Here is a 14803-nt window from a genome sequence, read left to right as displayed (position 1 = left end):
CGTGACGGAACCTGATTCCGTTGCGCGCTGTCTATGAGGGGGGTAGCCGATCGCGCGGCCCCCCTTTTTTCATGAATTCAACACGAACCCACACCCGCCCCTCTTTGCGCAGCCTGCCCGGCGACTTCTTCGAACTGCTTGGTTCGATGCGTTTTGCCGTCAGCCTGCTGATGTTCATCTGCGTGGCGAGCCTGGTGGGCACGGTGTTGCAGCAGAATCGTTCGTCCAGCAACTACATCGACCAGTTCGGGCCGTTCTGGTACGAGGTGTTCGACAAATTTTCCATCTGGCACGTCTACAACAGCTGGTGGTTTCTGCTGATCATGGGCTTTTTGGTCGTGTCGACCTCGGTGTGCCTGATCCGCAACGCGCCCAAGATGTTGCGTGACGCGCGCTCCTTCCGCGAGCACGTGCGCGCCAGCAGCCTGCGCGCCTTCCCGCATCGTGTGGAAACCGAAGAACCCACCGACGTGGCACAGACATCGGCCGGCCTGAAAGCGCTGCTTGAGCGGCTGGGCTATGCCGTGCGGCAGCGGCAGGACGCCGACGGCGTGCTGCTGGCCGCCAAGAAGGGCAGCGCCAACCGCCTGGGCTACGTCTTCGCGCACGCGGCCATGGTCATCATCTGCATCGGCGGGCTGCTCGATAGCGAATTGCCGGTGCGGCTTCAGGTCATGTTCGGCGGCAAGCAGCCCATTGTGGACAACATGCTGATTTCGGAAGTGCCCGAAAGCGGCCGTTTGTCGGTCAACAACCCCAGTTTCCGTGCCAGCGTGCTGGTGCCCGAAGGCGGGCAGGCCAGCACGGCGGTGGTGATGGTGGGCGACGGCGCCTTGGTGCAGCCGATGCCCTTCACACTGAAGCTGAAGAAATTCGTGGTCGATTACTACTCGACCGGCATGCCCAGCCGCTTTGCCAGCGAAGTTGAAGTCACCGACCCGGACACGGGCAAGACCTTCGATTCCACCATCGAGGTCAACGAGCCGCTGCGCTTCAAGGGCATGACCGTGTACCAGTCCAGTTTTGACGATGGCGGCAGCACGGTGGTCTTGAAGGGCTACCCGCTGGTCGGCGCCAATGCCGCGACCTTCTCGGTGAACGGCACGGTGGGCAAGACCAGCGAAGTGACGGCACAAACGTCGGGTGGCCCGCGCAGCATGGGCGTCGAAATCACCGCCATGCGCCCGATCAACGTCGAGGACCTGACGCGCGGTGACCCCAAGGGCGCCAACCAGAGCTTTGCCGAGCACGTGGCCTCGGTGTCCGGCAGCGCGGCGGGCAAGAAGAACGAAAACCTGCGCAACGTGGGCCCCAGCGTCGAATACAAGCTGATCGACGATGCCGGCCAGGCGCACGAGTTCCAGAACTACATGCTGCCCATGGAATTGGACGGCGCCACCGTCTTCCTGGCCGGGGTACGCAACAATGCGTCGGAGCCCTTCCGTTACCTGCGCATTCCGGCCGACGACGACAGCTCCATCGGTGAATTCATGCGCTTGCGCGCCACCTTGGCCGACCCGGCCGCGCGCCGGGAAGCCGCCCGTCGTTTCGCCGAGCGCAACAGTCCGTCCGGCGCCGACCGCCAACCCTTGCAAACTGCCGCCGAACGCGCGCTGGAAACCTTTGCCTCGGGTGGCTTGCAAGCCGTGGCCGCATTCCTGCAAGCCAACACGCCCGCTGCCGACCTGGAACGCGCCGCGGATGTGGTGATCCGGCTGATCGGGGCCAGCATGAACGAATTGCGCGCCATCGAGCGCGAGCGCGCCGGCTTGCCGGCCGTGGCCGTGGAAGGCCCGGATGGCGAACGCGCGGCCGTCTGGTCGCGCCTGGCCGTGGCGGCGCTGTCCGACCTGACGGTCTATCCGGCGCCGGTGTTCCTGTCGCTGGCGGACTTCAACCACGTGCAGGCCAGCGTATTCCAGGTCAGCCGCACGCCGGGCAAGAACACGGTCTACCTGGGCAGCCTGTTGCTGGTCCTGGGCGTGTTTTCGATGTTCTACATCCGCGACCGCCGCGTCTGGATCTGGGTCAAGCCGCAAGGCAGCGGCAGCAGCGTCCTGGCGGCCATGACGTCCCAGAAGCGTACACTCGACTTCAATCAGGAGTTTGAACGCTTCAAGCAGGCGCTGCTGCGCCAGAAAAGGCCTTAAGGTTATTTATGTCGACTACGACCACCCCGCACCCCTCCTCGCCGGACACGTTGAACGCGTCGCCCGATACGCTGTGGCAAGACAGCTTGTCCGAAACGGGCGATAACCGCGCCCGTCGCGGCAAGCCGGATTGGACCGACGTTGTTTTCTTCCTGCTGTTGGCAGTGGGCGCCGGCTTCGCGCTGACCCGCCACGGCAGCGCGATGGACTACTACGAGAAGATCATCCTGTGTGGCACCGTGCCCGCGCTGGCCTGGATGGGCTGGCTGTGGCGTCCGCTGCGCCGCCTGATGGTCGCCTGTGCGATCGCGGCGGGGCTGGCCTTGATGCTGTACGGCAATGACCTGGCCCGCGCCGAGCAGGTGTTCTTCCTGAAATACCTGTTTTCTTCCCAGTCGGCCATCTTGTGGATGTGCGCGCTGTTTGCGCTGGCCATGGTCTGCTACTGGATCGGCGTATTCAGCCCGACCGCCGCGTGGCTGGGCACGGCGCTGACGTGGGGCGCGGTGTTCGCCGGTGTCACCGGCCTGCTGGTGCGCTGGCGCGAAGGCCATCTGATGGGCCCTGACCTGGGCCATATTCCCGTCAGCAACCTGTACGAAGTCTTCGTGCTGTTCTCGCTGATCACGGCGCTGTTCTACCTGTATTACGAACGCAAGTACGCCACGCGCGCCCTGGGCGGCTTTGTACTGCTGGTGGTGACCTCGGCCGTCGTGTTCTTGCTGTGGTATTCCTTCACGCGCGATGCCGGCCAGATCCAACCGCTGGTGCCCGCGCTGAAAAGCTGGTGGATGAAGCTGCATGTGCCGGCCAACTTCATCGGCTATGGCACGTTTTCGCTGGCCGCGATGGTGGGCTTTGCCTATCTGATCAAGCAGCATGGCCAGACCACGTCGTGGGCCAAGCTGGCGCCGCTATTCATCCTGGGTGTGTTGCTGTGCGCCGAGCCGATGGTGTTCCGTACCGACGGCTTGTCGGCCACGTGGATGCTGTACTTCGGCGTGGGCGCGGTGATCGTGGGCGCCATTCTGCTGGGCCGCCGCCGGATTGCCGCGGCGCTGCCCTCGCTGGAGGTGCTGGACGACATCATGTATCGCGCCATCGCCATCGGCTTCGCTTTCTTCACGGTGGCCACGATCCTGGGCGCGCTGTGGGCGGCGGACGCCTGGGGCGCCTACTGGCAGTGGGACCCCAAGGAAACCTGGGCGCTGATCGTCTGGCTGAACTACGCGGCCTGGCTGCACATGCGCCTGATCAAGGGTCTGCGCGGCACCATGGCGGCCTACTGGGCGCTGATGGGCCTGCTGATCACCGGCTTTGCCTTCCTGGGCGTGAACATGTTCCTGTCCGGCCTGCACTCCTACGGCCAGCTGTAATTCACCCCAAGCGCGTCACGCCGCCAACGCAAACATCGATTTTTGCGGCGTGGCCGCCTTGAAGCCCGGCGTATTGATCGTGTTCTGCAACGTCAGGCTGGTCACGCGCACCAGCGGCGCGGCGCGCACCAGCACGGTGAACGCCCCGGTGATGTAGCGCGCCTGCCCCATGAACGTCTGGGATATCACGCCACCGCCCACGCCCGCGGTGTCGCCGAGCGTCACCGGTATCGTTGTGACCATGTTGTGCATGGGCATGCAGCTTAACCACACGTTCCACACCACCGGAATCCCCATGGACGACGTCGACACGTCAATGTGCGGCACCGGCGGCACGGGCGTCTTGCAGACGTCGGGAAATCCCAAGCCGACGCTGGGTAACTGGCAGAGCACTTGCATGGTTTGCACTCCTGTTGCGATGGGGTCAAAGATTTGCGCGCGCTGCCGACCACAGTTCGGCTTCAAGCAGGGGCGCGTCGTTTTCGATGATGCCGTGGCGCTGCGACCAGCGCACGCCGCCGGTCAGCGCGCGATGCATGCGCGTGCGCAGGAAAGTGGCGTCGCGCAGATCAGCGCCCTCCAGGTCCGCCAGCGAAAAATCCGCGTCCGCCAGTTGCGCGCCATGAAAGTCCGTACCGGCGCAGCGCGCGCGCTGAAAAATGCATAGGCAAAGGCTCGCGCCGCGAAAGTTCGCGCCGTCCAGCGTGGCCTCGGCCCAGATGGCGCCGTCAAAGCGACCGCCTTGCAGGTCCGCCCCGGTCAGATCCGCCTGGGGAAACAGAGCCTGCGGTGCGCAAGCGCCGGCAAAGCGCGCGCCCCGCAACGATGATCCCTTGAAGCCCGACTGACGCAAATCGCATTGGCGAAAGTCCGCGGCGTCCAGCTGGCAATCCGTGAAATGGCACAACGCAAACGACTGCCCGGCGAAGCGCTGCGCTGTCAAATTGCATTCCGTGAACATCGTGCTGGCGGCGTTGGCGCCCGTCAGCGTGGCGCTGCGCAGGTCCAGCTGATGGAACAGGGTGTAGCCAAGCTGCGCTTGCGTCAGATCGGCGTTGGCGAAGGTGCCGCGCGAGAACACCGAGCGTTCCACGCAAGCGGCCTGCAACGATGCAAGCTCTAGCGACGTGGCGGTGAAAGACGATTCGTACAGGGCGGCCTGGTCCAGCCGGGCGCCCGTCAGGTCGCATTCCGTGAAGCTCGCGCCATGAAAGCGGCCGCCGCTGAACCTTGCTTCCCTTGCCTGGCAGCGTAGCAGCCGCGCAGTGTCCAGGTTGGCGCCGACGGCATCCACGTGGCCCATGGCGCAGCTGATGAACTGGCTGTCCTGCAACTGGCAGCCGGCCATCCGTGCACCCGTGAAATCAACGTGATCGAAAAAAGCACCCGCCAGATCCAGCCCGGCCAGATCGGCGCCTGCCAGGCTGATGTGTTGTATCGGCTCGCCATGGCGCACGCTGTCCAGCAGCTTGTCGATGTTCATGCGGGCTGCTCCGGCTGCCTGGCGGGCCAGCGCTTGGCGCCTTGCGTGTAGGTATGGTCCAGCCCGGTGCTGTCGTCCATTTGCGTTTGCGCGACATCGGCGCGGAAGAAGTTCGAACCGGTAAGGTCGGCACGCAAGAAGATGGCCTTGCCCAGCAAGCTGTTGATCAGGTTGGCATTACGCAGGCAGGCGCCGGTGAAATCCGCGCGCACGAAGTGCGTGTCGGGGGCGGTCAGGCCGCTCAGGTCGGCATCTTGCAACTGGCACTCGGAAAAGTCACAGGCGTTCAGGGTCGCGCCGCGCAAGTCCGCGCCCGTCAATGTGGCGCCGCGCGCGCTGCCGTGCTTGAACTGCATGCCGCGCAGCCGGGCGCCCGCCAGCTCGACGCGCCCGGCGAAGGCGCAGCCGTCCAGCGTGGCATTTTCCATGCTGAAGCGGCCTGTGAAAGCCACGTCCATGAAGCTCAGCCGCACCAACGTCGCGCCAGCAAAGTCCGCATTGGCAAGCGCGCCTTGCATGAACACGCACTGCTCGAAGCGCGTGTCGCGAAAGTCGCAGTCTTCGAATGTGCCGCTCATCGCCGCCCACTGGCTGAAGCTGGCGCGGCGGAAGTCGCAACGTATCAACCGCGCCTGGTGCAAGCGCCCCAGTTGCCATGCGCTGTCGGCAAAATTGCAGTCTTCGCACTGCGCGTGGTCCCACGTGCATTCCTTGAACTGGCCCTGCGCGAAGTTTGTCCTCACACATTGCGTGCGGCCCAGGTTGGCGCGCGTCAGGTTCGCGCCGGACAGGCTTGCGCGGGTCAAGTCCGCGCCGGTCAGCACGGCGTCGGTCAGGTCGCAGCCATCCAGCCGGGTATCCGCGAGCTTTGCGCCGGCGAAAATCGCGCGCTGAAAATTGACGCACGACAGGTCCATGCCCGATAGATCCGCACCGGTCAGGTTCATGTCGCGACAGTCGCGGTTGTTTTTCAGCTGCGCGTCCAGCTTGCGGCGCGTGCGCTGCGCGCGCAACGGGGGCATGGGCGGGGGCGGGGCAAAATGATGGGCCGACTGTTGATACGCCTGATGCACCTGCGGCCCCAGCGTGTCGGCCAGTGGCGGCTGGGACGTCGGGCTATCCGTCGATGCGCGTCCGGCCTGCGCATGCGGGCTGGCATCGAACTCGGCAATGTGTCGTTTGACCCTGCGGGGATCGAAGCCGGACGGCAGTGTGCCGTCCGGCCCCGGCCGGCGCAGCGCGTCCATGTCCACGCCGGCCACTTCGGCCATCTGCGGCAGGTTGGGATCCGCCAGCGCGCGCGCGCCCGGCCCGCCGGACAGGCGCTTGGCCTCTTCAAGCTCTTGCTGCATGCGCAATATCGTTTGTGGCAAATCGGCAAGCCTGGGCGGCGTAGGCGGCGGGTCCAACGGCGCCATGTACAGATCGGGGTCCAGGCCCTGCGCCAATAGCGACTCGCGTTCGCGCGCGTGGCGGCGCGCCAGCCCGGCGTGAACGTTCCTGTTGGTGGCACGCACGGCCAAGGTTTGCGCGTCCCCTTCCAACCCGCCGTCGCAAAGCTCTTCCGGCACGAGTTGCGCGTCCAGCAGGGCATAGACGGGGCCCAGCTCCGGGCTCAGGCGTTGCCGCACGACGTCCCGGTAATGGCTGACTTCGCGCGGCTGGTCCGCGTGTTCCAGCGCAGGCATGATGTGGCGGATATCGGCTGCGTCATCCTCGCGCACGTGCACCGCGCCGTGCCAGATCAGCACCATCTTCGTGTGATCGGGAAAAAACCATGCCGTGGTCAGGCGCAGCGGTACCTCTTCAAGCGCGCTGCCATCCGCCTGTCGGCTGACAAAACAGCGCGCGCGCCAGCGGGGCAGTTGGCCGCGCAACACCGCTTGTTCAGGATGCAGATTCCACAGCGCATAGTCCGTGCCACCGGCAAGCTCGGCGTTGGCCGGCCCCCATTGGTCGGGCGGCGCCGCGTTGAAGAAGCGCCAGTCCATGTCGCGCGCGAAACCGGGATAGTCGTGCTCCAGCCATTCCTGTCCGTAGTCGCGGCCCATATGCGATGCGCGCTGCGGCCATTCCACGGGCAGTGCGCCAAAGCCCGCAGGCGCCACGCGTTGCCCGGGGGCGCTGATGCGCTGCAAGGGGTGTTCAATGTTTGGCAGCCGACGCGTGCGCACGCCATTGATGACCTCGTCCTGCGCGCCGATACCCAGCGGGTTTTCAGCGACGTCCGGGCCGCCATAGGCGTGGCTCCAGTCCAGGCGCATGCGCGCAAACGGCTGCGGCGCGGTCGCCTTGCCATCGATCCAGTAGCGGTCGCCAAAGACCAGCAATGACTTGTCGATGGCGCCCACCTGCACGCGCACGCCGCACGCGCCGGGCTGCTTGGCATCATGGGGGTAGGCATGGCCCGAAACCAGCACTTCCGGGTACTGCTTGGGCGTGGCCAGGTCCAGCGCGCCGATGCCTTCTTCGGCGGCAAGCTTCCAAAGGTCCTGGTCGGTCAACAACGTGGGGGACTGCGCGATGTCGACCAGGGCGAAGACCGACACGCCCAACAGATCGCGGCGCTGCCATCGGTAGGGCCGCGTCAGGACGCCCAGGCGGAAAGGCTTGATGGTCTTCATGGGCTATCCGGTGGGCTGATCAATGGCGACGTCATAGGTGGCGGCATTGTCCCGCGACCCTTCGCGCGACCGTTGCGCGGACCCCTCCCGCGCCTGCACGCGCACCTGCACGGTCTTGCCCGCACCGAACTCGGCCAGGTGCAGCGGCGACAGCGGCACGCGTACCGTGCGCGTAAACGCCGGCGTGGCATCGGTGGCGGCAACCTCCAGCTCCAGCTCGATGACGAAATACAGCGTCTCGCCGATGCGGGTACGCGTGTCGCGCGCTGCCATCACGCGTGCGGTGCTGGCCACGCCCGTGGCGCGGACCGCGTCCAGGCGTTCGGTTTCCGCGCGCCCGGCCGCCCGGCGTCGGCGTTCGCGCCGAAGCATGAAGGCCGCCTGCACGCCCGACAACAGCAAGCCCAGCACCACCCATTTTCCCCAGTCCGGCCAGGCCGTCACGAAGTCCGACATGAGCGTCTCAAATGATGGACCACAGGCCGACCATGGATGCGCCCAGGCCGACCTGCTCGGCCTTCTGAAGGTCGAACGCGTAGCTGGACCCGGTCGTGCGGTACGACACCAACTGGCCAATACTGCTGACCGCCGCGTAGTTCGTGAACGACAGGTTCAGCATGACGGTGGTGCGGAACAACGCCATTCGATGCATCCCGAATTCGGCTTTGGCCACCGCCAGGCCGATCGAGAACGGTGTGGCCTGCAACCAGCTTTCCTTGGACAAATCCTTTACGTTGGCAGCGTCCATCACCACGTCGGCCGGCGTTTGCAGCGTGATGTTGCCCTGGGCCTTGACCATCACCGTCGAGCCTTCCGATTCGATGTGCGCCTTGCCTTTGGATTTGATGTCCATCGTGGCGGTTTCGGACTGCACCAACATCGCCGTCTTGGCCTTCACGTCCATGTTTGCATCGGTGGACAGCACCTCGACCTTGCCCTTGGCCTTTTCAGTCAGCGTGCCGTCCTTGACGTGATGCAGCGAGTTGCCGCCGGTGACGTTGACCTCCTGGCCCGTCTTCAAGGTCTCCTTGAACAGCCCCGTGATCTCGCGTTCTTCGCCCTTGGCGGCCACGGTGGTCTTCAAGCCGTTGTCGAACTTCTCATCCATCAGGCCGTCTTTCACGTTGACGGTGCGCGAGGCCTTGACGGTGTATTCCTCGTGCCCCGTGACGTACACGTCGCGGCGCTTGCCGACTTTCAAGTTGTCGGTGCCGGTGATGTTGATGTCGCGAAAGCCGCCTATCTTGGTGGTGTCGTTCTGGCCGATGGTGGTGTTGCGGTTCAGGTCGGTCGAGTGCGTCTCGTTGGCTTCGACCTCGGTGCACAGCTCGCGCTCTGCGTGCAGCCAGATTCGCTCGCAGCCGCTTTTATCTTCGAACATCAACGCGTTCGCGGTGGCTGGCGTACCGCTTTTCGAGCGGCTAAGAAAGCCGCTTTGCGTGGCATTGTCGGGCAGGTCCCACGGCGGCAGGTTGTTCGCATTGAACACGCGCCCGATCACGATGGGGCGGTCGGGTTGGCCGCCAATGAAATCCACGATGACCTCGTCGCGCACACGCGGCAATTGGATGCCGCCAAAGCCGCCGCCCGCCCAGGGGCTCGACACGCGCACCCAGCACGAACTGTTCTCGTCCTTCTTGCCGTAGCGGTCCCAGTGAAACTGCACTTTGACGCGGCCCATCTTGTCGGTCCAGATTTCCTCGCCCTGCTTACCGACTACCGTTGCCGTCTGCGGCCCGTGGGTGCGGGGGATCGGCGTGACGCGCGGGGCGCGAAACTGCGTGCTGGAGGGCAGCACCACGAATTCCAGATCGAAATCGCCGGGGTCTATCTGACCGCTTGCGTAGCCCGTTTCGCGAATGCGGTAGTAGGTGCTGACGACAAGATACTCGCGGTTTTCCGCTTGCCGTGGATGATTGCGCAGCGTGAACAGATGCCCGGTCGACAGCCCGCGCGCATTGGATGCGCCGGTGCTTTGTTCCTGCCGGCATTGCAGGTCTTGCAGTCGCACGCGCGTGTAATGCTCGGCATCGTCCGGGTTGGTGTAGCCGCCTTGCCATTCGTACATTTCCAGGTCGCCGTGGTCATAGGCGCCCGGGTTGTTGCGCCGCGCTTCCAGACTGGCAGCGGGCGTCAGCGGGTGGTAATCGGTGGTGGCGAAGGCGCCCGGCGTGATCTGCTCGGCCACTTCCCATTTGTGGATGTAGTCTTCGCGCGGCACCGTGATGCGGTCGGGGCCGTAATACGGAATTTGTTCGTAGTCGGCAACGGGTTCGTGCTGCGTGATGTCGTCGGTCAGCACCAGCGTGTGCTTGCCGTTGTCGTGCTTGAACCAGAAATAGATGCCCTCGTGTTCCATCAGCCGACAGATGAAGGCGTAGTCGGTTTCCTGGTACTGCACGCAGTATTCCCAGTTGCGATAGGTCTCGGTCAGCTTGAACTCAACGGGGTAGCTGTAATCCTTGAGCACCTCGCGGATCACGTCGGGCACGTTCTTGTTCTGGAAGATCTTGTTGTCCGACGTTTGCGTCAGGTACCACAGCCACGGGCGTACGGTGGCGCGGTAGATGGTGTAGCGCGACGTGTTGTTCTCACGGCCCACCAGCACGCAGCGGGTGATGTGTCCGCTGAGATAGCGCGGCGCGCCCGGCGTGGTTTCGATTTCAAGCGTCAGCGGTTTGCCAAGCAGCGACTTCATGTCCAGCGAATAGGACTCCGAGACCAGCTCAACCTCGAACTCAAATAGCTGCGACAGGCTTTCGGCGCCGTGCATGCCGCGAAATTTCAATTGCTCGGGCGGCAGGGGCGTATGCGCCTTGACGACGCGTTCGCTTGGCACGTTGCGGTCCATCTCATCGTCTCCTTATGAGAATTCAACTGCTGCTGCTGCTGCTGCTGCGCTTGCTGGGTTGGGATGCACCGGACGCGCAAACGGCGCGCGTCGTAACGACTGCAATGGGATGGCCGGCCACACTGGGGCCGCTTGCAAAGGGCGGGCGCCGCCGTGCAAAAAAGCGCAAAGCGAAAAACGCCGATGCCGGGGACGTCTGTCTCGTGAATCTGTTTACGCGCCGGTCTGCTGCCAGCGTGAGCGCCGATTGTAGGCACCGCGCAAAGCGGGTACGAAGCGCGATCACATGCTTTTGTGTTTTTTACACTTCCGTAACAACACTTGCAGGTCGGCCCGTATCACGTAAGGAATATGTCAAAACATCAACGTAGCAGGGCAAGAAGTGTGCATTTGTTTAGTGGCTTGTTAGGTTTCTGTAAGAAAAATCTGAGGTTGTGAGTTGTCGGTTGCATACGGAAAGACCTGCCTAGAATTCTCCCTTCCGTGAAGCAGCGCGGAGCGTAGTGGTTGGTTCCAGGCAGCATCCCCAGGCATCTAAGCAATGACTATGGACTTCGCCGATATCCTCAATACACTCGATTCACGTCTGCCCTGCGGGGAAGACCTCGAATACGACGCTGACTTTCTGCAGTTGCAGCAAGCCGCGGCCGGCCGGGACGAACAGCAGTTCGGCTCGACCATCATCGCTGCGCAGCCGCCCGACTGGCGCGAGGTCGAACGCCTGGCCCGTGCCTTGCTTGAGCGCACGCGAGACCTGCGCGTGATCAGCCTGTTGACCTGTGCCTGGACCGAGATCCGCGGGATACCCGGCTACGCGGACGGTCTGGCGCTGGCCGTCGACACCCTTGAACGCTATTGGGAACCCGTGCATCCGCGCCTGGATAGCGTGGGCGAGGACGACCCCATGCCGCGCATGAACGCCTTGGCCGCGTTCGGCGATATGCAGGGCTGCGCGCGCAGCGTGCGCTCGGCCAGCCTGGTCAATGGTGTGCATGGGCAGCTCTCGCTGCGTGATACCGAGGCGCTGCTGGATGGCAGCCGCCAGGACGCCGACTGCTATCCGGGAGGCCGTCCCCGTGTGGTGGCGCGCCTGCGTGAGGCCTGGGCGCAACGCGACGCCGATGTGCTGGCGCTGGCCGCCGCATGCGATGCGTTGCGACGCATCCAGAAGTTGGTGACGGACAAACTGGGCGCCACGTGGACGCCGGATTACAGCGCAGTCTTGCGCACGTTGAACGTTGTGTTGGATGCCGCGCGCGACGGTCAGCAGACCTCTGCGGACGCGTCTGGAATGGCTGCCGAGGCGCACACGACCAGCGCCGGCAACGGCCATGGGCCTGGCGCGCAGCAAGGCGATCATCAAGACGAAGCCGGGCAGTCGGCGGACACAGCGCGGGGCCTTGCCGCCACGCATGCCGGCGTGCGCTGGCAGGACGCCCGCATCCAGTCGCGCGATGACGCCATAGCCATGTTGAGCAAGGTGTGCGCGTACTTCGAAGCCAACGAGCCCGGGCATCCGGCGCCGTATCTCATTCGACGCACCCAGCAGCTTATTCCGTTGAGCTTTCACGACATCATCAAAAACCTGGCGCCCCAGGGCCTCGAGCAATTCGAGGCCTGGCTGCCCCGTGACACCGACAGCCGGCCGGATTCGTAGCGCGGCGCAGCCCCCAGAGACCAACAAGAGGAGACAACACCATGGCGACCAGCCTGAAAGGAAGCGGCCAGAAGTTCATCGCCAGAAACCGCGCGCCGCGTGTGCAGATCGAGTACGACGTGGAGATCTACGGCGCCGAGCGCAAAATCCAGCTGCCCTTTGTGATGGGCGTGCTGGCCGACCTGGCCGGCAAGTCCGAAACGCCCCAGCCCGAAGTGGGCGAGCGCAAGTTCCTGGATATCGATATCGACAACTTCGATGAACGCATGCGCTCGATCCAACCGCGCGCGGCATTCCAGGTCGAGAACACGCTGACCGGCGAAGGCAACTTGAACGTGGACATCACGTTCGAGAGCATCGATGACTTTTCGCCGGCCACCGTTGCCAAGAAGGTTGGCGCGCTGAACGAGCTGTTAAGCGCACGGACCCAGCTGGCCAACCTGCTGACCTACATGGACGGCAAGACGGGCGCCGAGGAACTGATCGGCAACGTGCTCAAGAACCCGGCGCTGATGAACGCGCTAGCGGCGGCGCCCAAGCCGGAAGCCCCACCCGCATCCGACCCCGCCGGCACGGACCCGGCCGCCTAGTTTCCGCTGGAATCGCTTTTCGGAGAATGCCATGACCGCAGTGGCCAAACGCGCCGACGCGCGCGCTGTCGATACCCTGGAAGCCGACGACCTGTCCGCGCTCCTGAAGAAAGAATTCAAACCCAAGACCGAGCAGGCGCGCGAGGCGGTGGAACACGCCGTGCGCACCCTGGCGCATCAGGCGCTTGAGAACAGCGGCGTCGGCCTGTCGTCCGACGCCTACCGCACCATCCAGGCGATCATCGCCGAGATTGATCGCAAGCTGTCCGAGCAGATCAACCGCGTGATGCACCATCCCGAATTCCAACAGCTGGAAGGCGCGTGGCGGGGCCTGCATTACCTGGTCACCAACACCGAAACCGACGAGCTGTTGAAGATCCGCGTGATGAGTATTTCCAAGGCGGAACTGGGGCGCACGCTCAAGCGCCACAAGGGCGTGGGCTGGGACCAAAGCCCCATCTTCAAGCGCGTGTATGAAGAAGAGTATGGCCAATTCGGCGGCGAGCCGATCGGTTGCCTGGTGGGCGATTACCACTTCGACCACAGCCCGCCGGATGTGGAGCTGCTGGGTGAGATCGCCAAGATCTCATCCGCCGCGCATTGCCCCTTCATTGCGGGTGCATCGCCCAATGTGATGCAGATGGATTCGTGGCAGGAGCTGGCCAACCCGCGCGACCTGACCAAGATCTTCACCAACACCGAATACGCCGCGTGGCGCAGCCTGCGCGAGTCCGAGGATTCGCGCTATATCGGGCTGGCGATGCCGCGCTTTCTGGCACGCCTGCCGTATGGCGCGCGCACGAATCCGGTGGATGAATTCGACTTTGAAGAAGACACCGACGGCGCCAACCACGACCGCTACACCTGGGCCAACTCGGCGTATGCGATGGCGGCAAACGTGAACCGCTCGTTCAAGTTGTACGGCTGGTGCACGTCGATCCGGGGCGTGGAGTCTGGCGGCGCGGTGGAAAACCTGCCGTGCCACAGTTTTCCCAGCGATGACGGCGGCGTGGACATGAAGTGCCCGACGGAAATCGCGATCAGCGATCGGCGCGAGGCCGAGCTGGCCAAGAACGGCTTCATGCCGCTGGTGCATCGCAAGAATTCCGACTTCGCTGCCTTCATCGGCGCGCAGTCGCTGCAAAAGCCACACGAGTACTACGAGGCCGACGCATCGGCCAATGCCAAGCTGGCCGCGCGCCTGCCGTACCTGTTTGCGTGCTGCCGGTTTGCGCATTACCTGAAGTGCATCGTGCGCGACAAGATCGGCTCATTCCGCGAACGCGACGACATGGAGCGTTGGCTGAACGACTGGATCATGAATTACGTGGATGGTGACCCGGTGAACTCGTCGCAGGAAACCAAGGCGCGCAAGCCCTTGGCGGCGGCCGAGGTGCAGGTGCAGGAAATCGAAGACAACCCGGGCTATTACTCCGCCAAGTTTTTCCTGCGGCCGCACTATCAGTTGGAAGGGCTGACGGTGTCGCTGCGGTTGGTGTCCAAGCTGCCTTCGCTCAAGCAGAACGAAGGCTGAGCGTCAGACAAGATGGGCGCAGCCGCGCCCGATAACTTCAGGAGACAGATGTGGCTGTGGATATGTTCATGAAAATCGATGGCGCCAACGGTGAATCCAAAGACGCCAACCATAAGGACTGGACGGATATCGTGTCCTTCTCGTGGGGCGCGACGCAGCCGGGCAACCTGGCCAGCGGCGGCGGCCTGGGCGCCGGCAAGGCAAGCTTCAACGACCTGCACGTGGTGGCGCGCATCGACAAGGCGTCGCCCGCCGTGATGAAGCACTGCGCCAGCGGCAAGCACCTGGGCAAGATCGAGCTGTCGCTTTGCAAGGCGGGCGGCGAGCAGATCGAATATTCCAAGATCACGCTGGAAGACGTGCTGGTGTCCTCGGTGCAGATCTCTGGTGACCGCAGCGCCGAGGGCGTGGTGGTGAACTACGCTTTCCAGGCGGCAAAGGTCAAGCAGCAGTACTGGGAACAGACGGAGAAGGGCGGCAAGGGGGCTGAAAGCCTGGTGGCTTGGGACATCAAGCAGAACAAGGAAGTCGGCTAGGG

At 64.0% G+C, this 14803-nt stretch carries 11 protein-coding genes; 6 read left to right on the top strand and 5 right to left on the bottom strand.

What is annotated here, in order from left to right:
• Nucleotides 1-71 precede the first annotated feature (71 nt).
• A complete protein-coding gene (locus AC6LJY_RS03950) occupies nucleotides 72-2150 on the top strand; it encodes a cytochrome c biogenesis protein ResB (RefSeq protein WP_046807441.1) in 2079 nt (692 codons plus the stop codon).
• Nucleotides 2151-2158: 8 nt separating this feature from the next.
• Complete coding sequence (gene ccsB / locus AC6LJY_RS03945; protein WP_082134661.1) at nucleotides 2159-3526, top strand: c-type cytochrome biogenesis protein CcsB; 1368 nt, start codon at nucleotides 2159-2161, stop codon at nucleotides 3524-3526.
• 15 nt (nucleotides 3527-3541) lie between these two features.
• Here ccsB and AC6LJY_RS03940 read toward each other — a convergent pair whose 3' ends face one another.
• From AC6LJY_RS03940 to AC6LJY_RS03920, 5 genes are read right to left on the bottom strand one after another with little or no spacing between them, the layout of a single operon-like run.
• On the bottom strand, nucleotides 3542-3925 hold the full coding sequence (locus tag AC6LJY_RS03940) for a DUF4150 domain-containing protein (RefSeq protein WP_046807439.1): 384 nt from the start codon (nucleotides 3923-3925) through the stop codon (nucleotides 3542-3544).
• A 25-nt stretch (nucleotides 3926-3950) separates the two neighbouring features.
• Nucleotides 3951-5009: a pentapeptide repeat-containing protein gene (locus AC6LJY_RS03935; RefSeq protein WP_104142465.1), complete on the bottom strand. Its 1059-nt coding sequence runs from the start codon at nucleotides 5007-5009 to the stop codon at nucleotides 3951-3953.
• The gene (locus tag AC6LJY_RS03930) at nucleotides 5006-7633 is read right to left on the bottom strand and encodes a DUF2169 family type VI secretion system accessory protein (RefSeq protein ID WP_498135357.1); all 2628 of its coding nucleotides are present in this window, start codon (nucleotides 7631-7633) and stop codon (nucleotides 5006-5008) included. The genes AC6LJY_RS03935 and AC6LJY_RS03930 overlap by 4 nt, the downstream gene beginning before the upstream one ends.
• Before the next feature lie 3 nt (nucleotides 7634-7636).
• Complete coding sequence (locus AC6LJY_RS03925; protein ID WP_485131036.1) at nucleotides 7637-8089, bottom strand: hypothetical protein; 453 nt, start codon at nucleotides 8087-8089, stop codon at nucleotides 7637-7639.
• Between the two features lie 7 nt (nucleotides 8090-8096).
• On the bottom strand, nucleotides 8097-10484 hold the full coding sequence (locus tag AC6LJY_RS03920) for a type VI secretion system Vgr family protein (RefSeq protein WP_046807436.1): 2388 nt from the start codon (nucleotides 10482-10484) through the stop codon (nucleotides 8097-8099).
• Between the two features lie 547 nt (nucleotides 10485-11031).
• On the opposite strand from AC6LJY_RS03920, the gene tssA reads away from it, so the two are divergent.
• From tssA to AC6LJY_RS03900, 4 genes are read left to right on the top strand one after another with little or no spacing between them, the layout of a single operon-like run.
• Nucleotides 11032-12141 (top strand): type VI secretion system protein TssA, encoded by a 1110-nt coding sequence (tssA, locus tag AC6LJY_RS03915; protein ID WP_498135422.1) that lies wholly within the window; start codon nucleotides 11032-11034, stop codon nucleotides 12139-12141.
• A gap of 41 nt (nucleotides 12142-12182) precedes the next feature.
• Entirely contained in the window at nucleotides 12183-12731 is a 549-nt protein-coding gene (gene tssB, locus AC6LJY_RS03910; protein ID WP_046807434.1) for a type VI secretion system contractile sheath small subunit, read from the top strand.
• Between the two features lie 31 nt (nucleotides 12732-12762).
• Nucleotides 12763-14265, top strand: coding sequence for a type VI secretion system contractile sheath large subunit (gene tssC / locus AC6LJY_RS03905; RefSeq protein WP_046807433.1), 1503 nt, complete (start codon nucleotides 12763-12765; stop codon nucleotides 14263-14265).
• A gap of 50 nt (nucleotides 14266-14315) precedes the next feature.
• Nucleotides 14316-14801: an Hcp family type VI secretion system effector gene (locus AC6LJY_RS03900; RefSeq protein ID WP_046807432.1), complete on the top strand. Its 486-nt coding sequence runs from the start codon at nucleotides 14316-14318 to the stop codon at nucleotides 14799-14801.
• Nucleotides 14802-14803 lie beyond the last annotated feature (2 nt).

The organism is Achromobacter sp. RT286_PF (assembly GCF_059760425.1).
This window is presented reverse-complemented; position numbering and strand designations above follow the sequence as displayed.